The sequence below is a fragment of the Mesorhizobium sp. M4A.F.Ca.ET.020.02.1.1 genome, from assembly GCF_004022645.1.
Classification (GTDB): Bacteria; Pseudomonadota; Alphaproteobacteria; order Rhizobiales; family Rhizobiaceae; genus Mesorhizobium.
In genome coordinates, this window is record NZ_RZOI01000013.1 from 1 (window position 1) to 25,955 (window position 25,955).

Annotated in this window: 27 protein-coding genes and 1 pseudogene; 16 read left to right on the forward strand and 12 right to left on the reverse strand. The window is 64.2% G+C overall.

What is annotated here, in order from left to right; translation table 11 throughout:
• The first annotated feature begins 462 nt into the window (after nt 1–462).
• On the forward strand, nt 463–639 hold the full coding sequence (locus EN742_RS37610; protein ID WP_189375128.1) for a hypothetical protein: 177 nt from the start codon (nt 463–465) through the stop codon (nt 637–639).
• A 64-nt stretch (nt 640–703) separates the two neighbouring features.
• On the opposite strand, the gene EN742_RS02160 is transcribed toward EN742_RS37610, so the two are convergent.
• The 4 genes from EN742_RS02160 to EN742_RS02170 form a co-directional block, all read right to left on the reverse strand.
• Nucleotides 704–1,846 (reverse strand): porin, encoded by a 1,143-nt coding sequence (locus tag EN742_RS02160; RefSeq protein ID WP_127406708.1) that lies wholly within the window; start codon nt 1,844–1,846, stop codon nt 704–706.
• 376 nt (nt 1,847–2,222) lie between these two features.
• A complete protein-coding gene (locus EN742_RS40190; protein WP_348632840.1) occupies nt 2,223–2,387 on the reverse strand; it encodes an antitoxin Xre/MbcA/ParS toxin-binding domain-containing protein in 165 nt (54 codons plus the stop codon).
• Nucleotides 2,384–2,938 (reverse strand): hypothetical protein, encoded by a 555-nt coding sequence (locus EN742_RS02165; protein ID WP_348632841.1) that lies wholly within the window; start codon nt 2,936–2,938, stop codon nt 2,384–2,386. Before EN742_RS02165 ends, EN742_RS40190 begins: the two co-directional genes overlap by 4 nt.
• Nucleotides 2,939–3,228: 290 nt before the next feature.
• Nucleotides 3,229–4,221 carry an adenosine kinase gene (locus tag EN742_RS02170; RefSeq protein WP_126056801.1) on the reverse strand — a complete coding sequence of 331 codons (993 nt, stop codon included), beginning with the start codon at nt 4,219–4,221 and terminating at the stop codon, nt 3,229–3,231.
• Between the two features lie 276 nt (nt 4,222–4,497).
• Between EN742_RS02170 and EN742_RS02175 the strand changes: the two genes are divergently transcribed.
• The gene (locus EN742_RS02175; RefSeq protein WP_128332361.1) at nt 4,498–5,400 is read left to right on the forward strand and encodes an EamA family transporter; all 903 of its coding nucleotides are present in this window, start codon (nt 4,498–4,500) and stop codon (nt 5,398–5,400) included.
• Nucleotides 5,401–5,464: 64 nt separating this feature from the next.
• Nucleotides 5,465–6,160: a sulfate transporter family protein gene (locus EN742_RS02180; RefSeq protein WP_127407011.1), complete on the forward strand. Its 696-nt coding sequence runs from the start codon at nt 5,465–5,467 to the stop codon at nt 6,158–6,160.
• 9 nt (nt 6,161–6,169) lie between these two features.
• Here EN742_RS02180 and EN742_RS02185 read toward each other — a convergent pair whose 3' ends face one another.
• The 5 genes from EN742_RS02185 to EN742_RS02205 all read right to left on the reverse strand — a co-directional run bounded on the left by EN742_RS02185 (nt 6,170) and on the right by EN742_RS02205 (nt 9,756).
• On the reverse strand, nt 6,170–6,973 hold the full coding sequence (locus EN742_RS02185; RefSeq protein ID WP_126056798.1) for an oxaloacetate decarboxylase: 804 nt from the start codon (nt 6,971–6,973) through the stop codon (nt 6,170–6,172).
• 78 nt (nt 6,974–7,051) lie between these two features.
• Nucleotides 7,052–7,876 carry a hypothetical protein gene (locus EN742_RS02190; protein ID WP_128332362.1) on the reverse strand — a complete coding sequence of 275 codons (825 nt, stop codon included), beginning with the start codon at nt 7,874–7,876 and terminating at the stop codon, nt 7,052–7,054.
• Between the two features lie 180 nt (nt 7,877–8,056).
• On the reverse strand, nt 8,057–8,716 hold the full coding sequence (locus tag EN742_RS02195; protein WP_189375130.1) for an HAD family phosphatase: 660 nt from the start codon (nt 8,714–8,716) through the stop codon (nt 8,057–8,059).
• A complete protein-coding gene (dut, locus tag EN742_RS02200; protein WP_127404763.1) occupies nt 8,716–9,201 on the reverse strand; it encodes a dUTP diphosphatase in 486 nt (161 codons plus the stop codon). Before dut ends, EN742_RS02195 begins: the two co-directional genes overlap by 1 nt.
• Before the next feature lie 84 nt (nt 9,202–9,285).
• A complete protein-coding gene (locus EN742_RS02205) occupies nt 9,286–9,756 on the reverse strand; it encodes an Lrp/AsnC family transcriptional regulator (protein ID WP_127404765.1) in 471 nt (156 codons plus the stop codon).
• A gap of 115 nt (nt 9,757–9,871) precedes the next feature.
• Here EN742_RS02205 and EN742_RS02210 point away from each other — a divergent pair, with 115 nt between their 5' ends.
• From EN742_RS02210 to EN742_RS39080, 5 genes and pseudogenes are all read left to right on the forward strand, one after another.
• Complete coding sequence (locus EN742_RS02210; RefSeq protein WP_127404762.1) at nt 9,872–10,123, forward strand: DUF6356 family protein; 252 nt, start codon at nt 9,872–9,874, stop codon at nt 10,121–10,123.
• Between the two features lie 15 nt (nt 10,124–10,138).
• On the forward strand, nt 10,139–10,939 hold the full coding sequence (locus EN742_RS02215; RefSeq protein ID WP_127404761.1) for a class II glutamine amidotransferase: 801 nt from the start codon (nt 10,139–10,141) through the stop codon (nt 10,937–10,939).
• Between the two features lie 221 nt (nt 10,940–11,160).
• Nucleotides 11,161–11,955, forward strand: coding sequence for a class II glutamine amidotransferase (locus EN742_RS02220; RefSeq protein WP_127404760.1), 795 nt, complete (start codon nt 11,161–11,163; stop codon nt 11,953–11,955).
• A gap of 133 nt (nt 11,956–12,088) precedes the next feature.
• Nucleotides 12,089–12,960: pseudogene (locus EN742_RS39075) on the forward strand (amidase family protein); the annotation flags it as partial.
• Between the two features lie 90 nt (nt 12,961–13,050).
• Entirely contained in the window at nt 13,051–13,461 is a 411-nt protein-coding gene (locus tag EN742_RS39080) for an amidase family protein (protein WP_245492241.1), read from the forward strand.
• On the opposite strand, the gene EN742_RS02230 is transcribed toward EN742_RS39080, so the two are convergent.
• Together EN742_RS02230 and EN742_RS02235 are read right to left on the reverse strand one after the other, a co-directional pair.
• Nucleotides 13,458–14,528: an FAD-binding oxidoreductase gene (locus EN742_RS02230; protein WP_127404758.1), complete on the reverse strand. Its 1,071-nt coding sequence runs from the start codon at nt 14,526–14,528 to the stop codon at nt 13,458–13,460. The two genes, EN742_RS39080 and EN742_RS02230, sit on opposite strands and share 4 nt — an antisense overlap.
• A gap of 67 nt (nt 14,529–14,595) precedes the next feature.
• Nucleotides 14,596–16,413, reverse strand: coding sequence for a winged helix-turn-helix domain-containing protein (locus EN742_RS02235; RefSeq protein WP_127404757.1), 1,818 nt, complete (start codon nt 16,411–16,413; stop codon nt 14,596–14,598).
• Between the two features lie 195 nt (nt 16,414–16,608).
• Between EN742_RS02235 and EN742_RS02240 the strand changes: the two genes are divergently transcribed.
• The 7 genes from EN742_RS02240 to EN742_RS02270 all read left to right on the forward strand — a co-directional run bounded on the left by EN742_RS02240 (nt 16,609) and on the right by EN742_RS02270 (nt 23,636).
• Nucleotides 16,609–16,890 carry a DUF4242 domain-containing protein gene (locus EN742_RS02240; RefSeq protein ID WP_127404756.1) on the forward strand — a complete coding sequence of 94 codons (282 nt, stop codon included), beginning with the start codon at nt 16,609–16,611 and terminating at the stop codon, nt 16,888–16,890.
• Nucleotides 16,891–16,906: 16 nt separating this feature from the next.
• Nucleotides 16,907–17,440: a hypothetical protein gene (locus EN742_RS02245; RefSeq protein ID WP_127404755.1), complete on the forward strand. Its 534-nt coding sequence runs from the start codon at nt 16,907–16,909 to the stop codon at nt 17,438–17,440.
• An 85-nt stretch (nt 17,441–17,525) separates the two neighbouring features.
• Nucleotides 17,526–17,768: a DUF1127 domain-containing protein gene (locus EN742_RS02250; protein WP_127420547.1), complete on the forward strand. Its 243-nt coding sequence runs from the start codon at nt 17,526–17,528 to the stop codon at nt 17,766–17,768.
• A 104-nt stretch (nt 17,769–17,872) separates the two neighbouring features.
• The gene (locus EN742_RS02255) at nt 17,873–19,465 is read left to right on the forward strand and encodes a peptide chain release factor 3 (protein WP_126056785.1); all 1,593 of its coding nucleotides are present in this window, start codon (nt 17,873–17,875) and stop codon (nt 19,463–19,465) included.
• Between the two features lie 190 nt (nt 19,466–19,655).
• Nucleotides 19,656–20,420, forward strand: a complete 765-nt coding sequence (locus tag EN742_RS02260) for a class I SAM-dependent methyltransferase (RefSeq protein WP_189362941.1) — start codon at nt 19,656–19,658, stop codon at nt 20,418–20,420.
• 76 nt (nt 20,421–20,496) lie between these two features.
• Nucleotides 20,497–22,107 (forward strand): glycosyltransferase, encoded by a 1,611-nt coding sequence (locus EN742_RS02265; protein WP_127404753.1) that lies wholly within the window; start codon nt 20,497–20,499, stop codon nt 22,105–22,107.
• Complete coding sequence (locus EN742_RS02270) at nt 22,104–23,636, forward strand: glycosyltransferase (protein WP_127404752.1); 1,533 nt, start codon at nt 22,104–22,106, stop codon at nt 23,634–23,636. The genes EN742_RS02265 and EN742_RS02270 overlap by 4 nt, the downstream gene beginning before the upstream one ends.
• 150 nt (nt 23,637–23,786) lie before the next feature.
• On the opposite strand, the gene EN742_RS02275 is transcribed toward EN742_RS02270, so the two are convergent.
• On the reverse strand, nt 23,787–24,254 hold the full coding sequence (locus tag EN742_RS02275) for a VOC family protein (protein WP_127404751.1): 468 nt from the start codon (nt 24,252–24,254) through the stop codon (nt 23,787–23,789).
• A 257-nt stretch (nt 24,255–24,511) separates the two neighbouring features.
• Between EN742_RS02275 and ilvD the strand changes: the two genes are divergently transcribed.
• A partial coding sequence (gene ilvD / locus EN742_RS02280; protein WP_128332364.1) for a dihydroxy-acid dehydratase occupies nt 24,512–25,955 on the forward strand: 1,444 nt, incomplete at its 3' end.

Below are 25,955 nucleotides of genomic sequence, written 5' to 3' on the forward strand. Positions count from 1 at the left end.
CTATCCTACGGAAGCCGCCGATCCCGACGCGCTGGTCGCGCTCGCCGACCGGCATATGTATGTCGGCAAGAAGGAAGGCCGTGGCCGGCTGGTCACTTCCGACCAATTGGCGCTGGAGCAGCCCGGGGCCGGCGGCGGCCAGTCGTCACGCCGCCAGCGCCGCATCGCCTAGCTCCGACGGGCGCGGCATCCATCGAGCAGGACGGATCGGCCGCAAACCTTCCCCCGCGAGGCAGGGGAAGGCAAGGCATTTGAAGGCGTGGCGACACCCTACTCCCGGTCGCGGCAGGCGAGATAGGCGCGCTTCCAGAAGCGCCAGCCGGTCACCTTCCACTTCCAGAATTCATAGCCGCGGCCGCCATGGTCGGACGCACACGATGGTCACCCCGCCCCAGCCCCAGGCGTGGTGCTTGTGGTGGCCATGGTGGTGGCCGCCAATGGCCATTGCAGACCTGGTCGAGGTTGGGGCTGGCCGCCGCTCTCGCCGCGCTCGGACGCCCGGAGGAAGCCGGGGCCGTCATCGCCGAAGCAACGCGCATCGACCAAGGTCTGACGGTCGCCTCGTTCGACGCGGTCGTGGGCCAGGTCCCGGACGGTCTGCGCGAGCGGGTCTGTTCGGCACTTAGACAGGCCGGGTGAGCTGAAAAGACAAAGGCCCGCAACGACGTGCTGCGGGCCCTTCTTGCAAAGATTGTAGAACCGGTCAGAACGAGCGCTGGAAGCGAAGGATGCCGCCGATGCTGTTTTCCTTGTCGGCTTTGGTCCAGTTGGTGACGGTATCTTCGCCGACATGCAGATAGTCGACTTCGGCCGTGACCTTGAGGCCCTTGACGATTTCATAGGCAATGTTCGCCGCGACGCCGAAGTTCTTGCCTTCGTCGTAGGAGAGCTGGGCGTTGAACGAGGTCTTCTCGTTGATGGTGTAGGTACCGCCGCCCCAGATCGCCCAGTTGCCGCTCCACTGCTTGTAGAAGCCGCGACCATGCGCGTCGATGACGTTGCCTGCGTCATCGTTGAGGTTGTCGTCGGTGCCGTAGCCGCCCATGATGAACAGCGACAGGTTGTCCATCGGCTTGACGTCGAGACGAACCTTGCCGGCCACTTCCTCGTAGTTGCTGTCATAGGCGACGACGCCGGTGATGGCGCCCCAGCCCTGCGTGTACTTCACGCCACCGACGACATGCGGAACATAGCTGTCGATCGTGCCGACGACGCCAGAGCCCTCTTCGAGAGAGACCACGGCCGAGAAGCCGTTGCCGGCGTCGAAGTAGTACTGGACGACGTTGGTGTCGAAATCGCCGTACGGAACCAGCGTATCCTGGATGACGTTGCCGGCGTAGCCGATGAACGAATCGAACGCCGATTCGTCCTTACCGACGCGCAGACCACCGAGCTGGATCGAGGCGAACTTCACCGAGACGCCCTTGTCGACGGCGGGATTGCCGGAGGCGAGGGTGCCATAGCCGTTGCTGTTGCCGAAGTTGAAGCGCATTTCGGTGTAGGTCTTCAAGGTGCCGAGCTCGGTTTCCTGGCCGGTCCAGGTCTTGAAGGTGAAGCGGGCATTCTTCTTCCAGGTGTCCTGCTGGTCACCGTCCTGGTGGTCGAAGGACTTCGCGCCGTCGAACGAGCCGACGTCGCCCATGCCGATGTCGTAGCGGACATAGCCGCCGATGCGAAGGCAGGTTTCGGTGCCGGGGATGTAGAAGTAGCCCGAGCCGTAGACGTCGCAGATCTTGACGTATTCGGCCGGCTCCGGCTCGGCGACGACGACCGCGTCGGCGGCGCGCGCACCGGAAACTGCGATCAGGGCCGCAGCTGAGCCGAGAAGAAGGCTCTTGATGTTCATTTTCTGAATCTCCAGTCAAAAGTTAAAACGGGTTTGATCTCTTGAAAGGCAGCGTTGCCGCCCCCTGTCCCCACGGTTGAAAAAGACGCGCATCGCGCCGCTTCTTCGCGCTCCACATGACCCATGTCGCAGCGCGGTTCAACAGAGATTGTGTCATAAAAGCGGCTTTTGGAATCTTGGAAAAGTATTGTTGCGTAAATACCACGAATATATTGTCGAAATTGGCACAAATGGCACAAGTTGTACAAACGAAACGTAACTATAGATTTACACAACCTGGGATACATCCAACGATGACTGTTCCATGAAATACCATTAGCCGACTAGTTAATGACGCGGCAACCGCCGTTTAACTAATTGATTTGAAAGAAAAAAATCAAACTCGCGAGCCGTTGGGATTGCTGGTCGGCGAAAAGTCGCGTGCGGCCAGCATGACTTCGTGCACCCTGTCGTGCTTGAGCATTTCAAGGGGAGTGCGACCATCGAGATCGGGCGAAGGGCGGGTCAGCCAGAACCATGCCAGCCTCGGATTGGCGATCACCGCCAGCAGCTCTCTGACCCCGCGGCCGGCCTGCCGTCGACGAACTGGGCCAGCGGAAAGACATGCTTGCGGCCACCCTTGCGCAAGGCAATGACCTCGTTTCGCCGTTGCCAGCGATGCAGGGTCGAGCGCGGTATGCGGAAATTCTCTTCCAGATAGGTCGATCCTGCGACTTCGCCCGCCCAATCCTCGATCAGCACGGATTGTAGATCGTTGGTTCGCTGGCGCTCGCGCGGCGACGGGGGCTTCCCGGTCGCGGATGCCGGCACCGGGTGCTCATCCGCCCCACCGGCGTCTGCCGTGCTACGGCCGGCGTCTGCCGTGCCGCCACGCGCGGCCTTGTTGGCGGTCATGCTGAAGAACGCGGAAGCAAGCGCGGTCCAATCGCCTTTGAGGGAGCCGATCGCGAGCCGCTGTGTTTGCGGCAGGAAGGGAAAGGCGGCGGCGAAACCGCCGGCGATGGCGCTGGCTGAAGCCAGCGCTTGCGGATCGAGGAGCACGCCGTGCTGGGCCAGTGCCTGCTGCACCGCCTCGGCGACGAGGCCCGCCAAGGCATCCTGCGATGTCCCATCCGTCGGATTTTGAAATCTGGTCATGTGTCTGTCTTGCGGGCCACGCGCTCTCCTCCCCAGCTGCGGCCGATTGAAATGGCTACAGCAGGAAGCAAAAATGGCAGCAACGACAAACACAGCGACCCGACAGGTTGCTGTCTTGCATTTTTTTGCACCCCAACTGGACATCCCGAAATGTCAGTCGCGGGACGCCTCGGTTTGCGTGTAGGTGCGCTCTATGACAGGCGCGCGACAGTTGGCGTCGTTCGACGCGCCCAATGCAATGAAGGCTAAAGCAGCCCCGCCAATTGGGCCGCGCTGCGCAAATTCTGCCTTGGGCGCGGCCCGATCTGTTGGATCACCAGCCCGGCCGCCAGCGAGCCGAGGTCGCCGCATTCCTTGAGGCTGCGTCCTGCGGTGTAGCCGTAGAGGAAGCCGGCGGCATAGAGGTCGCCGGCGCCGGTGGTGTCGACCAGTTCGCGGATCGTCGTCGCATTGATGGTGACGGTCTCGTCGCCACGCACGATGACCGAGCCCTTTTCGGAGCGGGTGACGGCGGCGATCTTGCAATCCTTGCGGATCGCTTCCAGCGCGTCCTCGAAGGACGAGGTCTGGTAGAGCGACTTGATCTCGTGGCTGTTGGCGAAGACGATGTCGACGGTGCCCGAGCGCATCAGGTCGAGGAACTCGTCGCGGTAGCGGTCGACGCAGAAGGAATCCGACAATGTCATCGACACTTCGCGCCCGGCGGCATGCGCCAGTCTTGCCGTCTGCCGGATCGCTTCCTTGGCGCGCGGCGGGTCCCACAGATAGCCCTCGAAATAGGTGACCGCGGCGCCGGAGGCCTTGTCGGCCTCGACATCTTCCGGGCCAAGCTCGACGCAGGCGCCGAGATAGGTGTTCATCGAGCGCTCGCCGTCCGGCGTGACGAAGATCATCGATCGCGCCGTCGGCGGCTGGCCCTGGAGCGGCTTGGTGTCGAACGCGACGCCCTGGGCCTGGATGTCGTGGGTGTAGATTTCGCCGAGCGGGTCGTTGGAGACTTTGCCAAAGAAGGCGGCGCGGCCGCCGAAGCTCGCAACGCCAGCCGCCGTGTTGCCGGCGCTGCCGCCGGAGGCCTCGATCGCCGGGCCCATGCGGCTGTAGAGCAGTTCGGCGCGCCTGGTGTCGATCAGGTTCATCGCGCCCTTGATGATGCCGTTGGTCTCGAGGAAGGCCTCGTCGCACTGGGCGATGATGTCGACAATGGCATTGCCGATGCAAAGCACGTCATAATCCGGCATCAATCTCTCCGCCTTGGAACCTGCCGGCTTTCTGCCACGCCGGCCGGGCGCGGGTCTAGCGAGTTGCCGCCCTTTTGCCTACCCCGAAAATCGGCATCGGGTTCCGCCATGCCGGTCAATGGCCGCGCCTATTCGCCGGCTGTTGCAGCCATCGCATAAAACTGGACCATATCGGCCGTGATGACGACGGCTATGGTTGCATCCGGATCGAAACATTTCCGCCTTGCCGTCGGCTAGAAGCGATCCGAGCGAAGTTTCTGAGAGCACGAACCAGCAATGCCCGCAAAGACCGACATGACCACCGAACTGTCGCTGCTTGCCGTGCTGGCGCTGCTATGGGGCGCGTCCTATACCTTCATCAAGGTACGCGTCGAGACGATCCCGCCGGTGACCTTCATCGCCGCCCGCACCCTGATCGCCGGCGCCATCCTGCTGGCGATCATCCGCTGGCGCGGCCTCGCCATGCCGAGGGACGCCGCAACCTGGCGTCGCTTCGCCTTCCAGGCCTGCCTGAACAGCGTCGTGCCCTTCACCCTGATCGCCGCCGCCGAGCGCTCCATTGATGCCGGCCTCGCCACCATCCTCAACGCCACCTCGCCGATCTTCACCTTCCTCCTGACCGCGCTGATCACCCGCCACGAGCCGGTGACGCTGCGCAAGCTGGTCGGCGTCGGCGCCGGCATCGCTGGCATCTGCCTCATCGTCGGCACGGAGGCGCTCGGCGGTCTCGGCCATCAGCTGTGGGCGCAGCTTGCCGTCGTCGCCGCTACCGTCAGCTATGCGGGCGCGGCCATTTTCGGGCGCAACTTCAGAGGGCTTGACCCAATGCTGCCGGCCGCCGGCTCGATGATCTGCGGCGCGGCGATCCTGATTCCGTTGAGCCTTGTTTTCGACCGGCCCTGGACGCTCTCGCCATCGACCGCGTCGATCCTCGCCCTGATCGGACTTTCAGTCTTCTCGACCGCGCTCGCCTTCTCGATCTTCTTCCGCCTTATCCACACGCTGGGCTCGGTCGGCACCACATCGCAGGCCTATCTGCGCGTGCCGATAGGCGTCGGCATCGGCGCTCTCTTCCTTGGCGAGAGCCTCGGTCCGACGGCCTGGCTCGGCATGGGTTTCGTCGTTGTCGGCGTCGCGGCGATGACCATCCCCGCCCGGCAGACGAAACTTGCGCAATAGTTGCGCTGCTCGACAAGGGTGCCTATCTCGGAAGCGTCTTAGTCAATGAGGGGTTGGAGACGCCGTGATCCTCGACGCCGCTCGCGCCGCTGCCAGCCGGCTGTTCTCGCCCGAATTCCGTTCCGTCTTCCTGAAGACGCTGGGGCTGACCCTGCTGGCGCTGGTGGCCTTTTGGTTCGGCATCGAGAGCCTGCTCGAATGGCTGGCCTGGCCGTGGCTGCAGAGGCTTCTGCCTGGGCTGCCGTCATGGGCCGGATGGCTGGGCGCCATTGTCGCCGGCATCGTCCTGGCGATGGGGATGGCGCTGGTTGTCGCGCCGGTGACGGCGATCATCGCCGGCCTGTTCCTCGACGACGTCGCCGAAGTGGTCGAGCGCACCGATTATCCGGACGGCCCGCCCGGCCGTCCCGTGCCGGCGCTGCACTCGCTGGTGCTGGCGATAAAATTCTTTGGCGTCGTTGTTCTCGGCAACATCATCGCCCTGCTGCTGCTCCTGGTGCCGGGCATTAACATCGCCGCCTTCTTCATCGTCAACGGCTATCTGCTCGGGCGCGAGTTCTTCGAATTCGCCGCCATGCGCTTCCGCCCGGAGGCCGAAGCTAAGGCCTTGCGCCGGAAGTATGCCGGCACCGTGTTCCTGGCCGGGCTGGTCATCGCCGCTTTCCTGGCCGTTCCGGTCGTCAACCTGCTGACGCCGCTCTTCGCCGCCGCCATGATGGTGCATCTGCACAAGGCGGTGTCAGCGCGCCGGCCAGGATGACCTTTTCGGTCAGTCGCCGTTCTTGCCGAACAGCGCTTGCAGCTTGCCGAACGGCATGGCGGCGCGGGTGAAGCCGAAGGTGCCGTCCTGCTGGATCTCGCGCGCCGCGGTCTCCAGCATGCCGAAGGCGAAATTGGTCAGCCAGGGCCCGAGCGAGATGCGCTTGACACCCGCCTGGGCGAGGTCGGCGACGGCGAAGCCCGGCCGCGCCATGACGTTGACCGGCTTGGTCACCGACGAGCAGACGATCCGCACCGTCTCGACGTCGCTCAAGCCCGGCGCGTAGAGCACGTCGGCTCCGGCCTGCTCGAAGGCCTGCAGCCGCTTGATCGTGTCATCGATATCGGACCGGCCCCACAGGAAATTCTCGGCCCGCGCGGTGAAGACGAAATCGTGCTTCAGCGCCCGCGCCGCCTCGACAGCGGCGGCGACGCGTTCTACGGCGTGCGAAAAATCATAGATCGGCTTCTCCCGATCGCCAGTGTGGTCCTCAATCGAGCAGCCGGCAAGGCCGGCCGCCTCGGCCGCGAAAACGGTCTCTGCCGCCTGTTCGGGGCTGTCGCCCTTGCCACGTTCGAGATCGGCCGAAACTGGAAGAGCGGTCGCCGCCGTCACCTCGCGGCAGTGATGGATCATCGCGTCGAACGTCACCGCGCCGTCGGGCAGGCCGCGCGAAAAGGCAAAGCCGGCGCTGGTCGTCGCCAGCGCCTTGAATCCGAAGGAGGCGAGAAGCTTTGTCGTGCCGATATCCCAGGGATTGGGCATGACGAAGGTCGAGGCGTGCAGGTCGCGAAAGATCTTGCCCTTGTCCATGGATGCTTCCCTCATATGTGGACTTGTGAAGCGGAGTCTAGCGCGACGATTTCAACCGGGCAAACGAATGCGCCTGGCTCAGAAGCGTTTCTCGTTCTCTGCTGACAGACGCTCGAACGCCTTGGAACTAGGCACGTAGCGCGACGCCTTCTTGCTCCAGCGATAGGTCACAGAGATCTTGTGCGACGAAGCCTTGGGCTGCTCGTCTTCGCAGTCTTCGCCCGGCACCGTGGCGTCGGTCACCGTCGCCTTGATCGCCGCATAGCGCCGGCCGTCCGCGAGCGTCTTGAAGGCAAGATCCTGCGTCCGCTTGTAGCAGTAGTTTTCATCGAACGTGTTGATGGTGTCGACCAGCTCGAAGCGGTCGCTGCGGACCATGAGCAGCAACGTGCTGACATAGCCCTGGTTCGAATTGAAATGCGTGCTGGTGATGACGACGGCGTCATCGCCGGCGCTGATCGAAAGCCTGGCCGGTTCGCGAAAAAATGTGCTTCGATCGGTGGCGACATTGACCGCGTCGAGCAATTCCGGCTTGCCGCCGAGGTCGTAGAGCGCCAGCACAGCGAAACCCTCGGCGCTGTCGGAGGCTTGCCCGAGGTCGAACAGCATCGTCAGCCGTTCCTTGCCGCCGGCTTTGATATCGAGGACGGCGGCGCTCGACAGGTCGCCGGTCGAAGGCGGCGCCTCGTCATCAGCGTCACCGCTGATGGGGCGGATCTTGATCGGCGAAGTGCCGGCGAGAACGGGGACAACCAAGTTGGCAAGGTCGAGATAGGTGACGTCCGGATGGCTAGGGACGGCGCTGCTCAGTTCCGGGAAGCTTGCGGTCTGCGCGTCTGCCGTCGCCCAAATCCAGGGCAAGAGCAGGCAAGCGAGAATGAAGCGAAACAAAATGGAGATCATATGTGCGGGCGCCCCTCGAGAGAGCCTACGCTAGAGCAATTCGAGGAAAAGGGTGAAGCGGTTTTCCGTCCGGATTGCGTCGAAACAAAAGAGGGAGTGGTTCTGCGTTTCCATCACCGATCAACCACTCCAGCGCGGAGTCTTGAAACGCAAAGCCAGGCCCCAAGGCTGAAAACCGGCTCAGCCGATCGGCACCAGCCCGGCCAGCGCGCGCATGTCGTCGAACAGGATGCCGCCGGCCTCTTCCAGACCATGCGGGTCGGAATAGGGATCGGCGTGGTAGGAGAAGACGCGCATTCCGGCGGCGATGCCGGCCTCAGTGCCGGCGACGCTGTCCTCGATGACGATGCAGTCGGCCGGCGCGAAGCCCATCGTCTTTGCCGCGTGGAGGAACAGGTCCGGAAACGGCTTGCCGCGCCCGACCATGGTCGACGAAAACATGGCTTGCTCGAACAACGGCAGCAGCCCGGTCTGGCCGAGCGTGATGTGCATCTTCGACACCCGCGCCGATGAGGCGACGCAGTAGGCGATGCCGGCGTCGCGGACCTTCTCGATGAAGTCGCGCACATAAGGGATTGCCTCGACGCCATGCGCGAAGAGGTCCGGCAGGCCGGCGTTCCAGCGATCGACGAAGTCGGCGCCGAGCCTGATCTCGGTCGCCGCTTCGATCTCTTTCTGCACCGAGGCCATGCTGCGGCCGGAGACATGCTTGCGGCAATATTCGAAGGTGGTAGCGAAGCCGGCGCCGCTCAGCCATTCGGCGAGGCGCCGGTTGGCAAGGTTCTCGGTGTCGACCAGGACCCCGTCGCAGTCGAAGATGACCAGCTTTGGTACAGACATCAGGCCGTGCCGGTCGACCCGAAGCCGCCCGCCCCGCGCGCCGTGCCGCCAGCGAGCGAGCGCTCCTCGATCGCCACTTGCGTCACCGCGGCAAAGACGATCTGGGCGATGCGCATGCCGCGCGTCACCGCGAAGTCCTCGTCGCCGAGATTGACCAGCAGCACCTTGACCTCGCCGCGATAATCGCTGTCGATGGTGCCGGGTGAATTGAGAACGGTAAGGCCGTGCTTGAAGGCAAGACCGGAGCGCGGCCGGACCTGGCCTTCCATGCCTTCCGGGATTTCCACGATCAGCCCGGTCGGCACCAGCGCGCGTTTCCCGGGCAGGATGAGCAGCGGCCGGTCATCCGGTACCGCGGCGCGCAAATCCATGCCGGCGGCGCCTGAGCTTTCATAGGCCGGCAGCGGCAGGCCTTCGCCATGCGGAAGCCTGACGAAACCGACGGAGGGGCCGATGACGGGGGAGGGATAGACAGCTGTGCGCATGAGCCCATTCCTATCGGCGCGAGTGCCGGAAAGGTCAACCCGGCCGCAACGCTATCAACGCCTTTCTTTCGAGGCGGTTCCTCCTCAGCGCAGTTCCACCGGCACGACCGTCGTTTCCTTGATCTCCTCCATGACGAAGGAGGCCGAGACATCCGACAGCGCCACCTTGGCGATCAGCCGCTGGTAGAGCCGGTCATAGGCCTTCACGTCGGCGACGCGGGCTCTCAGCACATAATCGAGATCGCCCGACATGCGGTAGACCCCGGTGATCTCGGCAAAGCCGGTCACCGCCGCGCGGAATTTCTGCAGCCAGTCCGGATCGTGGTTGGAGGTGCGGACCAGGATGAACACGGAGAGGCCGAGCCCGAGCTTGTCGGCATCGACCAGCGCCACCCGCCCGGTGATGACGCCGTCCTCCTCCAGCCGCTTGACCCGCCGCCAGCAGGCATTGCGCGACAGCGCCACCCGCTCCGACAGCTGATCGACCGACAACGTGCCGTCGCGCTGCAGCTCCGCCAGCAATCTTCGATCGATTTCATCGATTTCTATGGTCATCATGGGATGAATGTCCCAAATTATTGCTCATCGCAAGGACAATTTGGGATCGATGAACCTTTGACCCGTGGCACGATACCCAGCATCGGGGCTCATCCCGGCAGGAGGGATCACCATGACGACGTTTTCGAAGCTGTTCACCTCTCACCCGGCCAAGGTGGGCGAGACCTATTTCAGCCACATGGCCTTCGCCGCTTGGTTCTGCTCGCGCCTGTCGATGGCCGCGGCCGCAGCGCTCGTTCACGCTTTCTTGCCATTTCTGTTCGAGACTACCGCCAGCCGAATCGTCCGCGAGCTCTATGAGCGGACACACAACAGAGGCTCGCACGCGGTCAAGGAGCCCAAGGCTCTGATGGACCGCGCCTAGCAACGGTGGAATGCGATGTGCCGGTGGGCGGCCTATTTTGGTGAAGCGGTCTTCCTCGAAGACATCATCACCGCGCCCTGCCATTCGCTGATCGCGCAGAGCCACTGCGCCCAGGAAGCCAAGTCGCCGACCAATGGCGACGGCTTCGGCCTTGCCTGGTATGGCGGCCGGGCCGAGCCGGGCCTCTACCGCGACATCCTGCCGGCCTGGTCGGATCCCAATCTGAAGAGCCTGTGCCGGCAGATCAAATCCGGCCTGTTCCTGGCCCACGTCCGTGCCTCGACCGGCGGCGCCACCAGCCGCATGAACTGCCATCCGTTCATCTCTGGCCGCTGGTCGTTCATGCACAACGGGCAGATCGGCGGCTTCGAGAAGATCCGCCGCGCGCTGGAGAACTCGCTTTCCGATGCGGTCTTCGACCAGCGCGAGGGAACGACGGATTCGGAACTGTTCTTCCTGCTTATGATCGATGAGGGGCTGTCCGACGACCCGCAAGGGGCGGTGTCGCGCGCCACCAGCCGCGTCATCGAGGCTTCGCGCCGCGCCGGTCTCGAGCCTGCCCTGAAGCTCACCGCCGCCTTCTCCGATGGCCAGGCGCTCTATGCAGTGCGCTACGCCACCGATGATCATGCGCCGACGCTCTACACCTCCGCCTTCCGTAACGGGGCGGGTCGCTGCATTGTCTCCGAACCCTTCGACCGCGACGGCGGCGACTGGCAGGCGATCCCGCCGTCGAGCTTCGTCACCATGACCGGAGATGGCGCCGGCATTCGGCCTTTTGCCCCTGCAGCGAACAAGCTGGCGCTGGCCGGCTGAGCACGATCGCAATCCGTCGAGAGCGGTGATCCCAAGGTCCGGGTCAGAGGCGGCCGGCGGATTGCCGGCGTCTTTCCGACGGCTTCGGGCAAAGGATCAGCAAAACATAAGCGCGGCGTAAGGACGCCAAACCGGCCTCCTGTCATCCATGGCGCCTCACCGGCGGCGAATGGCTTTCATTCGCGGCCACGGTTGGATGCGCGAAAGAGGATGGCGCAACAATGTGCAGATGGGCTGCCTATCTCGGCGAAGCGATCTTCCTGGAAGAGATCGTCACCGCACCTTCACACTCGCTGATCGTTCAGAGCCGCGACGCGCGGGAGGCGAAATCGCCGACCAATGCCGACGGCTTCGGTCTGGCCTGGTATGGCGGCCGGCCCGAGCCTGGGCTCTATCGCGATATTCTGCCGGCCTGGTCAGACCCTAATCTGAAAAGCCTGTGCCAGCAGATCAGATCCGGCCTTTTCCTGGCCCATGTCCGCGCCTCGACCGGTGGCGGCACCAGCCGCGTGAACTGCCACCCGTTCATTTCCGGCCGCTGGTCGTTCATGCATAACGGCCAGATCCACGGCTTCGAAAGGATACGCCGCGGACTGGAGAACTCGCTTTCGGACGCCGTCTACGACCGGCGCTCGGGCAGCACCGATTCCGAGCTGTTCTTCCTGCTGATGATCGACGAGGGCCTGTCGCGCGACCCGCATGGCGCGGCAACGCGCGCCGCCAATCGCGTGCTCGACGCCTCGCGCCGCGCCGGTCTGGACCCGGCGCTGAAGCTCACCGCCGCCTTCTCGGACGGCAAGGCGCTCTACGCCGTGCGCTACGCCACCGACGATCATGCGCCGACGCTTTACACCTCGGCCTTTGGCAGGGGCCGCTGCATCGTCTCGGAGCCCTTCGACCGCGAAGGCGGCGAGTGGCAGACGATCCCGCCATCGAGCTTCGTCACCATTGCACGCGATGGCATGGTCGTTCGGCCCTTTACTCCGGCTCTGGCGGAGCTGGCGCTGGCCGGCTGAGCCATCCCGCCGCGAATGCCAGCGCAATCCCGATCAAGCGAGGCCGATCCTCGGATGCTGAACTCGGCTTGAAGCCGCGCCACAGTCCGCCATCTTGATCAGCAGGCGCGGCCAGCAAGTCGGAGCATTCGTCATGGACATCGCCTTCGCCTCGACCATCGAGCTCGCCACCGCGATCTCCGCGCGTAGAATCTCGGCCGCCGAGGCGTTGGATGCGCATCTTGCGCAGATCGACAGGGGCAACGGGGCGGTCAACGCCATCGTCACCCTCGACAGGGAAGGGGCTCGCGAGCGCGCCAGGCAGGCGGACGTTGCGCTGGCGCGCGGCGACGCGCTGGGTCCGCTGCACGGCGTGCCCTTCACGCTGAAGGACACGCACGACACGGCCGGCATGAAGACACGGTCGGCTTCCCGCCGTTTGCCGACTATGTGGCGAAAAAGGACAGCCCGGTCGTGGCGCGGCTGAAGGCCGCTGGCGCAATACAGATCGGCAAGACCAATGTCGCGACCATGCTCAGCGACTGGCAATCGGACAATCCACTGTTCGGCCGCACAGGCAACCCCTGGAATCTGTCGCGCACCGCCGGCGGCTCCAGCGGCGGCGCGGCGGCGGCGGTTGCAGCGGGCATGACGCCGTTCGAGATCGGCACCGACATGCAGGATTCCATCCGGCTGCCTGCTGCCTTCTGCGGTGTCTACGGCCTGAAGCCGACCGAGCATCGTGTTTCGCTGGCCGGCGCTTTTCCCGATCCGGGCGGGACGGCGCGCAGCGTCCGGCTGATGTCGTGCCTCGGCCCGCTGGCGCGCAGCGCCGAGGACCTGGCACTGATCTACCGGATCATCGCCGGACCGGACGAAGGCGACACCGACCTTGCGCCGGTGCCGGTCGAGGCTACGGAGACGCCGGACGTCAGTTCGCTGCGCATCACCGTCGCCACGTCCTTCCCTGGCTTTCCGGTGGCTGGCGAGATCACCGCCGCCGTCGAAAAGCTTGGCGAGAAGCTCGGATCGGCAGGCGCCATGGTCGAGGAGGCAAAGTTGCCCAGACTCGATCTGCACGACGATCTGGCCGAGGGCGGCGCGCTGATCGGCATGATGCTGGAGGCCGCGCAGCCGGACCCGCCGGACCAACCGACGCCCGTCTCGCGCTGGTTCGCGGCGCTCGCCCGGCGCGACCGCTCGATTCTCGCCTGGGACAGGTTCTTCGAAAGCTGCTATGCGCTGCTCTGCCCGGTCGCCATGACCACTGCCTTCCCGCATTGCGCGCCGGGAACGGCGATCGAGGTCAACGGCAGAGAGGAAAGCTATTGGATGCTGCCGGCCTATGGCGCGGTGTTCAATTATTCCGGCCATCCGGCGCTGACGATACCCGGCGGGTACGGCAGCGAGGGCCTGCCCATCGGCCTGCAGTTGGTCGGCAGGCGCTGGTCCGAGACGCGGCTGCTCGGCCTCGCGTCAGCGATGGCGCCACTCGCTGGGGGCTTTCGCAGGCCGACCGGCTATTAAGAGAAGCGGCCAAGCCTGTAAGACTGAAGCAATGGATCGCGCTCGCCGTCCAGGATTTCGCGCGCGGCAAAGAGACCGACGGCCGGCGCCAGCGTGATGCCGGAATGCATGACGGCGACATAGAGCCCGTCCACCCCCTCGGCGCGGCCGATGATCGGGAAGCCGTCGACCGGGGTCGGCCGGTAGCCGACCGTGTGGAAATCGAGTTCCAGCCCCTCGGCGCCGCGCAGCATCGCCTTCGTCGCCTTGAACAGCTCGCGCGCCGTGTCCTCCGCATTCTCGCCCGGATCGGCGCCGCCGAAATCCGAGCCGGCGATGATCCGGCCCTCGGCCGTCTGGCGCATGTGCAGCCGCTCGGCCAGCACCAGCCCGTTGAGCAGCCTTTTGTAAGGGCGCGAATGGACGATCAGGCCGGGCGGTGTTTCGATCGGCAGCTTGACCCCGACTGTTTCGGCGATCCCCGGAGCTCCAGCGCCGGCCGCGATCACCACCTCGTCGGCGGTAAGCTGCTCGCCGGACATCTCCACGCCCGTGACCTTGCCATTGGATCGCGCCAGGGCGGTGACGGTTCCGGTTGCCAACTTCGCGCCGCGCCGCTCGGCATCGGCCAGCAGCGCCCTGGTGGCGGCAACCGGCTCGGCGACGCCTTCCTCCGCCACATAGAGCGCAAGCTCCGGAAGCTCGGTAAGATTGGGCTCGATGCGGGCCACCCGATCACGGCCGACGCGCTCGATGCCGTAGCCCCAGGAGGAATGCTCGGCCGCATAGGCCTCCAGCTCGTCCGCCGGCATGTCCCAGCACAGGCCGCCGCACCAGGCGAGCGGCAGGCCGGGCAGATCCTTCGCCAGCCTTGTCCATTCGGCCATGGCGCGCCGGCGCAGCCGGAAATAGGTCTCGGGGTTGCCCCAGCTGGCATTGATCCAGGCAAACGAATTGGGTGTCGCGACGCCACCCGCGCCGCTACCCGAAATCACCGTCACCCGCGCCCCGGCTCCCGTCAGATGCCAGGCGATCGAGGCACCGATGATGCCGGCGCCGATGACGATGACTTCTTTCACGCTGCTCATGCCGGGCTCCATTGGAGTTTCCCGTCATGCCATCGCACCGAGCCAACCTCAAGCGAGAGTCTATGCGCTACCCAAGCGCCTCCCTCTTGGCGCCGGCGAGCAGCCCTTTCAACTCGTCGTACCGCCGCATGAGGCGCGGCGAGTCGACTTTCTTCGCGACCGCGAGCACCGTGCCGAGCTCCAGCTCCGCGCCGGTGCGGTCCCCCAGCTGGATAAGCAGCGCCGCGAGCGAAAGCCTGGCGTCCGCGCAGTTGGTCGGCGAGCCGATCTCGGCCCAGCGCGAGCATGCGGTCTGCAGCTCCCACGCCGCTTCCACAAGGCGATCTTCCCGCATGAACAGTTCCGCCTTGGCCTCGGCAGTCAGCGCCCGGATCGAGGCCATCGGCCAACGTTGCGGCTCGCTTTCCAGTTCGGCGATCACCTGCTTCGCGCGCTCCAGCCGATCGGTCCGCGCCGCCACCTTGGCGAGCGTGGCAAGGACCATGCCGCGCCGCTGCAGGGTTGGCCAGCGGTTCCCAACCAGGGACCGCTCGAGCGCGCTGAAAGCGGCCTCCGCCTGTCCCTGCTCGAGCTGCAGCAGCGCAAGGCCGGGCTGCGGGTCCCAGCCCGCGGCGTGGGACGCGCGATAGGCTGTTTCTGCCTCGGCGAAATCGCCGGCGGCAAGATGAATGTCACCCAGGACGCGCAGCGCATCGCCAGTGGCCCAAGGCGCGTCGAGCGCAAGCTGGTCGAGCGCGGCACGCACCAGCGTCTCCGCCTCTTTCAGCGTGCCATGGACGCCGAGCACCTCGGCCCGATGCAGCCGGCACGAGCCTGTGAGTTCCTCCAGCCCGTGTCCTCTGCACCAACCCTCGTAGCTGAGGGTCCATTGGTTGGCTCTCGCCCAGTCGCCGAAATTTCGGCAGGCCCAGAGAATGTTGCAGTAGAGGATACCGCCGACGATTGGGTCGACATCGCTGGAGAGACCAAGCGCTGCGGCAAAATCCTGGTCTTCCTGCCCGGACCTTGTTTCCCCAAGGCAAAGCTTGAAGAAGCCGCGATAGATGAGACCGAGCGACTCGACGACCGGATCCTCGAGCTGCTTGCCGACCTCGAAAGCCTGCTCGGCGAGCGCAAGCGCGTGCTCCGGCTCGGCTTCCGCGCCCTTGATGCGCGCGCCCATCCAGCACCAGAGGCCATGCTCCCTGCTCTCGGTGGCGCCATCGATCAACTGCGCGGCTCGCTTATGCCAGCCGTTGGCGGCGGCAAGCTCTCCTCTTTCCAGATGGATCATGGCAAGGGTGATTGCCGGAGAAGCCGCGCGCAGGCGTTCGCCGGCGACGCCGTACTCCGTCACCGCGCGCGCCAGGAGCGGAATGGCTTCCGCCGGCCGTCCCATGCACTCCAGTGCCAAGGCCCATTCTTCGAGATCGGCCGTCAACAACTCGTCGGTGGCGTCTGCTTCGGCGAAGGAGGCCGCGGCCTCACGCCATTTTCTGGCCGCAACGGCCGCGCGTGCCAAAAGGATTGGCGAGCCGGGGCTCGAAGGCTTGCTCACCTGGCCGGCCGGAACGATCTTGTTTTCCGGAGCGGCAGGTGAATCCAGGTAGATCCGGTAGCCAAACCGGGGCAGGTTGCGCAGCGCCGTTTCAATTCCGCCCTGGCGAAGGATACTGCGAGCGAGACTCGCCACGCGCTGCAGCGAGGCCTCCGTCACCGTGACGCCCGGCCACAGCGTTTCGAGCAGTTCGTCCTTACTCAGCGCCCGCTCCTGATTTCGCAGCAGCATGGCGAGGAAGTCGAAGACCAGCGGCTGCGCCTCGACCTCCCTGCCGGCGAGGCGAAGGGCGCGGGATTCCTCGTTCAGCTCGAAGTCGCCGAAGCAATAGACCCCCATCGGCAGCATTCCCTCCAACGACAATGGGCAAAGGATCAGGAGAAGATAAGCGCGGCGTAAGGACTGTCGGCCGCCCCTCCTGTCATTCTTCCCGTGCCTGGCGAGCCAAGCGGCACTTTAGCCCAGCAAGCCCGGGCATGTCACCGGCAGCGACCTGGTCGGTCGCCCGCCGGCATTTGAACCCAAGATGAGGAGATTACGGAAATGCAGAAGTACATCATCGAACGGGACATTCCCAAGGTCGGCACCTTCGAGCGCGAGCAGCTTCGCGACGCGTCCAAGGCGTCGAACGCCGTGCTCGCCGAACTTGGTCCGGAGATCCAGTGGGTGGAGTCGTTCGTCACCGACGACAAGACCTTCTGCGTCTATCTCGCCAAGGACAAGGCGATCATCCAGCGCCACGCCAAGATGAGCGGCTTCCCGGCGACGAAGATCACGCAGGTGAAGCGCCTGTTCGATCCGACGACGGCGCACGCCAGCGCCTGACGGGGAGGAACGGGTGGTGAAACTCTTCGCAAACCTCGTCCTCGGCCCGGCGCTGTCCGGCGCCATCTGGGCATCCGCGTTCGCCTGCGGCACCGCGGATGCGCATGATACGCCGGATCCGGTGCTGAACCGGTCTCGGGAAATGGCGGCCAGGTACGTCAATATCGAGGTCGCCAAGGCCGAAGGCTACCAGCAACTCTTCGAATGCACGACGCATGACGAGCACGGCACGATGGGGGTCCACTTCATCCATCCGGTCCGTGCCGGCGATGGCAAGCTCGTGCTCAGCGAGCCGGACGTGCTGACCTACGAGCCGGAGCCGGACGGCTCCATGCAGCTCGTCGGCATGGAGTACATCGTCTTCGAGAAGGACTGGAAGGGCAAGGGCGTTCCCGAGTTCCTCGGCCGCACCCTGCAGCGCAAGACGACCGTGGGCGTCCATCCGGTGGAGCCCTACTACGAGCTGCATGTCTGGCACTGGCGGCACAATCCGGCCGGCATGTTCGCCGACTGGAACCCCTATGTGAGCTGCGCCAACGATCAGTCCTGACGCAGCCAAGACCCGGCACCGCATCGGGAGGGTCATTGCATGGCCCTCCCGATCTGCCATCGTTCAAACAGAAGGAAACACGACAATGTCATCCCTTGAAGAACTGGAATTCACCGTCGATCGGCCCTTCGGCTGGCGCTTCTTCGTGACGGCCATCGATCGTTTCGGCGTCGGAGCCTTCGCCCGCATCATCCGCATTCGCAGGGACCGGGCGCGGCTTCACGAATTTCCGGACCACCTGCTGCGCGACATCGGCATTGATCGCTCCGAGATCGCGTTGGTCACCCGCTACGGCAGCAAGGATGGTCGCGGCTGGCTGTGGAACTGATCTGCGCGGCCGATTTCCGGTCGCCTCGGACCGATCGGCCCGAAACTGTCGACAGGCCGGAAAAGCGCTGCTAGAAGCCCGCGCCACAGACAGGATTCCACGACTTGGCAGAAGACATCGAAAACGCGGTATCGCGCCGTCGCACCTTCGCGATCATCGCCCACCCCGACGCCGGCAAGACCACGCTCACCGAAAAGCTGCTCTTGTTCGGCGGCGCCATCCAGCTTGCCGGCGAGGTCAAGGCCAAGAAGGACCGCATCCAGACCCGGTCCGACTGGATGAAGATCGAGCGCGAGCGCGGCATTTCGGTCGTCACCTCGGTGATGACTTTCGAGTATGACGACAATGTCTTCAACCTGCTCGACACGCCCGGTCACGAGGATTTCGCCGACGACACCTACCGCACGCTGTCGGCGGTCGATTCCGCCGTCATGGTCATCGACGCCGCCAAGGGCATCGAGCCGCGCACGCTGAAGCTGTTCGAGGTTTGCCGCCTGCGCGATATCCCGATCATCACCTTCGTCAACAAGATGGACCGCGAGAGCCGCGATCCGTTCGAGATCCTCGACGAGATCGAGCAGAAGCTGGCGCTGGACACCGCCCCGGTCACCTGGCCGATCGGCCGCGGCAAGACCTTTTCGGGCACCTATCACCTGGCGCTGAACGCAGTGCGTAAGAGCGACGACGAGAAGGAGCGCACGCCGGTCAACGGCCCCGATTCCAACCGCGTCGCCGGTCTCCTGCCGGAGAACGAGCGCAACGACTTCATCGAGGAATTGGAGCTGGCGCGCGAGGCCTGCCGCCCGCTCGATATCGACGCCTTCCGCGAGGGCCATCTAACCCCGGTCTATTTCGGCTCGGCACTGCGCAATTTCGGCGTGCGCGACCTGATCGAGGCGCTCGGCGCCTTCGGGCCGCCGCCGCGCGCGCAGGAGGCCGACAGCCGCAAGGTCGAAGCGACCGAGGAGAAGATGACCTCCTTCGTCTTCAAGATCCAGGCCAACATGGATCCCAACCACCGCGACCGCATCGCCTTCGTGCGCGTCTGCTCCGGAAAGCTGGAGCGCGGCATGAAGGCCAAGCTGGTGCGCACCGGCAAGCCGATGAGCCTGTCGGCGCCGCAGTTCTTCTTCGCCCGCACCCGCGTTACCGCCGACGAGGCCTTCGCCGGCGACGTCGTCGGCATCCCCAACCACGGCACGCTGCGCATCGGCGACACACTCACCGAAGGCGAAGAAATCCTGTTCCGCGGCGTGCCCAATTTCGCGCCGGAAATCCTGCGCCGGGTGCGCCTCGGTGATGCCATGAAGGCCAAGAAGCTGAAGGAGGCGCTGCACCAGATGGCCGAGGAGGGCGTCGTGCAGCTGTTCTCGCCCGAGGACGGCTCGCCGGCCATCGTCGGTGTCGTCGGCGCCCTGCAACTCGACGTGCTGAAGGAGCGGCTGAACATCGAGTACACATTGCCGGTCGATTTCGAGATGTCGCGCTTTTCGGTCTGCCGCTGGATCTCGGCCGACGACAGGGCCGAGGTGCAGCGCTTCGTCGAAGCGCATCGCGGCGACATCGCCCGCGATCTCGACAATGATCCGGTCTTCCTCGCCCAGCACACCTTCTCGCTCAACTACGAGGCCGAGCGCTGGAAGGCGATCCGCTTCGCCGCGGTGAAGGACTATCAGGTCCGCGACAAGGCGGCGTGACGGCGGGTCCCTTGGCGCGCCGACACGATGCCAGGCCGGTCACGGTCCCCATATGCGCAAAAACAAATACTTGGAGCAGGTCGACGATTCTGTCGGATGTTCTGGGATTTCCATTGTCATCTGATCGGTCCATAACAACCGCGGTGCATCGCCGAAGCGCGATGCTGTTGTGATGCGAAGGGGAGGTTTCGTGTTTTCGACAACCGGGAGTTCAAACCAGGGGCCCGAAGCAGCAGCCCCGGAAATCCAGCTCCCTCCGCCGCGGTTGCGTTACAAGGTCACGGGCACCGACGCCAGCGACTGGTTCGTGGAGTCGGGGGCAAAGTCCTTGCGCGATCTGGAGCGGGCCTTGGCGTCCATCCGAAAGTCGTACGGGGATTTCAACGATATCCTCGAGTGGGGTTGCGGCTGCGGCCGCATCTTGCGGCATCTGCCCGTGCCCGCCTTGCCTCGCAAGCTGTACGGAAACGAGATCGACGCGGAAGCGATCGAATGGGTTTCGGCGCATATGCCGTGGATTGAGACGAGCCTTACGCAAGGCCTGCCTCCGCTTCCATACGGCGATGGCTCATTCGACCTGATCTTCAACCACAGTGTGATGTCGCATCTTGATGCGGACTACCAGGATGCCTGGCTTGCGGAGTTGGCGCGCGTCCTTCGCCCGGGTGGTGTTGTCACGCTCACGGTTCACGGACAGCATGCATTCGATCAGTTTTTCGGAGGGATTCCGCCGGAGTCGCCGCTTCGCGAGCAGGTTGCCGACATCTTCTATACACGAGGGCTTTTCTTTACCAAGGATGACCAGTGGGGCGCTGACTTCCCCGACTTCTACCACTCCGCCTTCCACAGCGTGCGGTATGTATTCGATCATTGGTCGAAATTTCTGCGTGTCTGCCAGTATATCCCGCGTGGTGCGCTCGATTATCAGGACATGGTGGTTCTAGAAAAGCTGTAGTGATCGATCTCTTTCGGCAACAGCAACAACCGGCAAGCGCAGGCAGGCCGACGCAAACTCAGGAGAGTCCGATAGTATGAGCAGGCGGGAAGACGCCACCCTATCGGCGGGCTACGACAGTTGGCGGCAATCCAGGCTGGCCGAAAGGACGGCGTTGGCCGGCCAGCAGCGCACGTGGAATCACTTGATTACCGTGTTGATCCATGACGCGGCTTCGGCGAGCCGCGAGACCCTGTCGCATACGCTCTCTTCGCTGCTTGGTCAGACCTATCGCAATATCGAGATCGTGGTTGCCGGTGTCCACGAGATCGACTTGCCGGATGTGGACGACTTTACAAGCCTGCGTGGCCTGTTCGCGGAGCCGACGCTCGATGCGCTGAACCTGTTGTCGGATCCGGCGCACGATCATCTGTGGCGCGGCAGTCATTTGGTTTTCGCGGCCGCTGGCACGACGTTCGATACGGATGCCTTCGCTCTCCTGAATCGCATGCTTTCACCGTTGCGCGGGACACCGATGCCGGACCTGATCGTCTGCGATCACGATCGCCGCGATGCCGGGGCGGTCCCGCAGCCTTGTTTTCTGCCAGGCTGGGACCCTGATCTGATTGTTTCAATGGATTATGTCGGCACGGCCTTCATGGCTTCGCGAAAACTCATCTTCTCGCGGCGCTCGGCCGAGCGCCCGAATTCCCTGCACGGTTGGCTCCGTACCCTGGCGAGTGGGCCTCTCGCGGTCGGTCATCTCACCGAGACCGTCATGCATCTTCCCACTGCTTTGCCGCGTCCTTCGGCGGAACCAGCGGATATGCGTCTCCCTCGGCCTCGGTCCGTGGCGATCGTTATTCCCAACCGTGACCAGCCCAAACTGCTGAAGCGTTGCGTGGGGTTTGTGAAAGCCTTGGAGAACCTTTCGCCCGAGCTCGTCATTGTGGATCACGCAAGCACCGACCCGGCTACGCTGGCACTCTACGCGGAACTCCAGGAGAAGCACGGCGCCCGTATCGTCAGGGTCCATGGCCGCTTTAATTTCTCTCGCATGGTCAATATGGGCGTGGCGGCCGCGACCGCGGACGTTGTGGTCCTGTTGAACAATGATGTCGAGATCACACACCCTCGTCAGTTGGAATTGATGGTTGCGCACGCCATGCGCCCCGAAGTCGGTGTCGTCGGAGCCCGCCTGTTGTACCCGGATGGCTCGGTGCAGCATGCGGGCATTGTTCTGCAACCCGGCTCGCACAGCGAGCATCCCGTGCTGGCGCAGCATGTGTTGCGAGGCGCGCCGGGAAATGCGGACGGCTATCTGCATGCCATGCGCACCGTGCGTAATTATCAGGCCGTGACGGGCGCCATCGTCGCCTCGCGGCGAACCGTTTTCCATGAGATCGGCGGGTTTGATGAGGTCTGCCTGCCTGTTGAATACAACGATGTCGACTATTGTCTGCGTGCGCGGCTGAAGGGCTTCAGGGTCATTGCGCTACCGACAGATGGGATCATCCACCGCGAATCCGCGACGCGAGGTTCCGAAGCCACGCCTGAGGTGCTGAGGATGCGTATCGCGAGCATGCGCCTGATAGCGGAGCGTTGGCGCGAGGCCGTGGATCAGGATCCCTTTTGCAATCCGCATGTAGATATGGGCGATCGGCCGCAAGCCGGATTTCCGTGGACTGACAGGGTGGGCAATCCGTGACGATCAAGGATTTTGCGCGAAGGGTCGTTCGCTACGTTCGGCGTGCCGTCCTGTCGCGGCGGCAGCAGATGCAGGGGGTGCTGGGCATCGAATGGGAGCATCGGCATCTTCAGGCATTGGCCGAGCTGGCCGGCGTCTTCGACCCGGAGTGGTATTTGACTGCCCACAAGGATGTCGCCATGAGCGGCATCGATCCGTTCGCGCACTATATGAACCATGGCTGGCGCGAACGGCGGAAGCCGGCGAACGGGATCGATATCGAAACCTATGCCGCTCTGGCTCCTGGGTTCCGGCCGGGCCACGACAATCCGATCGCGCACCTTTTGCGCAACGGCTTCGAGGACCCCCATCTCAAGGCGGTGCGGACGAAGCTCACCGAGCATAGGGTCATCCCCTTCCCGCGAAATCTAGAGGACGGCCTGTGCGTCAGCGGATATCTGTGCTCCGAGATTGGACTGGGCCAGGCGGCACGTAACATTGTCTATGCCTGCGACGCGGCGCGTCTACCCGTTTCGTCTCGCGCCCTTGCTTTGCCAGGGCGCGAGAACGACGCCGAATTCGCAACCAAGTCCAACCCCGTGGTCGACCGCAAGGCTCAGCTCGTCGTTACCGGTCTCGCGGCCACCGAGCATTATCGCCAGGACATCGCGCCCGGCCGGTTGAACATCCTGTTTCCGTTTTGGGAGCTCGGAAGGATCCCGCGGGAGTGGCATGCCGCGATCCGTGATTTCGACGAGGTGTGGGCGCCTTCGCGCTTCGTGGCGTCCGCCTTCGATGAACTCTCAGGCATAATCCTGAAGCACGTGCCGCAGCCCGTGCGGCTCCCGTTGCATGTGCCGGCACCCCGCTCCGACCGCGCAACGCTGCGCTTCTTCACCTATCTGGACTTTGACTCCTACGTCGCGCGCAAGAACCCTCAAGCCGCGGTTAACGCCTTCCGCGCCGCCTTCCCATCGGCGAAGCGTGATGTCGAGCTCATCATCAAAACGCGCGGCGAGCGCGATGAAGGGCTGCGGCAGTGGCTTGGCGACATGGCCGCGCAAGACGACCGGATCCAGATTGTGGACCACACGCTTGATCGCATGGGCGTGGATTCGCTGATGAGGGGATGCGACGCGTTCATCTCGCTCCATCGCTCCGAAGGCTTCGGCTTTGGCGCCGCCGAGGCGCTCGCGGCCGGAAAGGCTGTGGTGGCCACCGACTATGGCGGCACGACCGACTTCATCAATGAACTGACCGGATATCCCGTCGCCTATGCCTTGGAGCCGGTTCGCCACGGCGAATATGTGCAGACCAAAGGTCAGGTCTGGGCGACGGCGAACGCCGACGCCGCAGTCGAGGCCTTGCGCATGGTCTACGCTTCGCCCGGGGATGCCGAGGCGCGTGCGCGGCGCGGCTTCGCGTTCCTGAAGGAGCAGCAATCGCTCGTCGTGGTGGGCCGGCGTATTGCGCAAATCCTTTGGGAGCATGGTCTGATCCAGCAACCGACCGGGCCCGACACAACAGTGCCGGCCGGCCGTTCTTCGTAGCGGCTGGGGCAATTCCAGAAAAATCGTGAAACGGTTGGGCTCGCCGACTTCGCCGTAGCCTTCCGCCCGCAATTGCGTCAACAAAGCATGGTTCTCCGTTCCGTGAAACGGTGAACCACTCTCGAGCTGGAGCGATCGGCCTCGCGCGGTTCAGCCCCTGGCTGCCGCTTCGATCTTGGCGATGTCGATCTTGCCCATCTGCATCATCGCCGACATTACACGGCCGGCCTTGGCCCTGTCCGGATCCTGAAGCAGCCGCGGCAACTGCTCCGGCACGACCTGCCAGGACACTCCGAACTTGTCTTTTAGCCAGCTGCATTGGCCGGGCTCGCCGCCCTCGGTGAGTCTCTCCCAGAAATAGTCGACCTCTTCCTGCGTCTTGCAGTCGATCGACTGCGACATCGCCTCGTTGAACTTGAAGTAGGGGCCGCCATTGAGCGCCTGGAACGGCACGCCGTCGAGCTCGAACGTGGTCAACAGCACTTTGCCCTCATCTGCGTGCCCCTCGGGCCAACGCATAACGCTCAGCACCTTTGAATTCTTGAAGATGGAGACGTAGTGGTTCATCGCCTCTTCGGCCTGGCCGTCGAACCACAGGCAGGTGGTGATCTTTTGCATGTCTTGCTCCTCTGGGCTGGTTTTCTGAAGGCTGCTTCACCATGAAACGGCTGACCAGGCGTTTGGTGCCTTAGTCCCTGCCGTTGGCCCAAGGACGGTCGAATCGGGCGCGATCCGACAGCACCGTGCGATTTTTCTGGCGAAACCTGGCGCATCGCAAAAGCGTGGCCAGACCAGCCGACGACGTATATAAGGCCTGCGGCTCAATTCCGGCTTTCCGCGCCCTCCCGACGCGATATGACATTAAGGACAGGTCAATGCCCGCCTATCGTTCCCGCACCACCACCCATGGCCGCAACATGGCCGGCGCCCGCGGCCTGTGGCGCGCCACCGGCATGAAGGACAGTGATTTCGGCAAGCCGATCATCGCCGTGGTCAACTCCTTTACCCAGTTCGTGCCAGGCCATGTCCATCTGAAGGACCTCGGTCAGCTGGTCGCGCGCGAGATCGAGAAGGCAGGCGGCGTCGCCAAGGAATTCAACACCATCGCCGTCGATGACGGCATCGCCATGGGCCATGACGGCATGCTTTATTCGCTGCCGTCGCGCGAGCTGATCGCCGACTCCGTCGAATACATGGTCAACGCGCACTGCGCCGACGCCATGGTCTGCATCTCCAATTGCGACAAGATCACCCCCGGCATGCTGATGGCCTCGCTGCGCCTCAATATCCCGACCGTCTTCGTCTCCGGCGGGCCGATGGAAGCCGGCAAGGTGGTGCTGGCCGGCAAGGCACAGGCGCTCGACCTCGTCGACGCCATGGTCGCGGCCGCCGACGACAAGATCTCCGACGAGGACGTCAAGGTCATCGAGCGCTCGGCCTGTCCGACCTGCGGCTCCTGCTCCGGCATGTTCACCGCCAATTCGATGAACTGCCTGACCGAGGCGCTCGGCCTGTCGCTGCCCGGCAACGGCTCGACGCTCGCCACCCACGCCGACCGCAAGCGCCTGTTCGTCGAGGCCGGCCATCTGGTCGTCGATCTCGCCCAGCGCTACTACGAGCAGGACGACGAAAGCGCGCTGCCGCGCAGCATCGCTTCCAAGGGCGCGTTCGAGAACGCCATGGCGCTCGACATCGCCATGGGTGGCTCGACCAACACGGTGCTCCACATCCTTGCCGCCGCGTATGAGGGCGACGTCGACTTCACCATGGAAGACATCGACCGCCTGTCGCGCAAGGTGCCGGTGCTCTGCAAGGTGGCGCCCGCCAAGTCCGACGTGCACATGGAGGACGTCCATCGCGCCGGCGGCATCATGGCCATCCTCGGCCAGCTCGACCGCGCAGGGCTGATCAACCGCGATCTGCCGACGGTCCACACCGCGACGCTCGGCGAAGCGCTCGACCATTGGGACATTTCCCGCACCTCCGCTGCGAACGTGCGCGATTTCTTCCTCGCCGCTCCCGGCGGTGTGCCGACGCAGGTCGCCTTCAGCCAGGACCGCCGCTGGGACGAGCTCGACCTTGATCGCGAGAAGGGCGTCATCCGCTCGGCTGAGACGCCTTTCTCCAAGGACGGCGGCCTTGCCGTGCTGAAAGGCAATCTGGCCCTCGACGGCTGCATCGTGAAGACCGCCGGCGTCGATGAATCGATCCTGAAATTCACCGGTCCGGCCCGGGTCTTTGAGAGCCAGGATGCCTCGGTCAAGGCGATCCTCGGCAATGAGATCAAGGCGGGCGATGTCGTCGTCATCCGTTATGAGG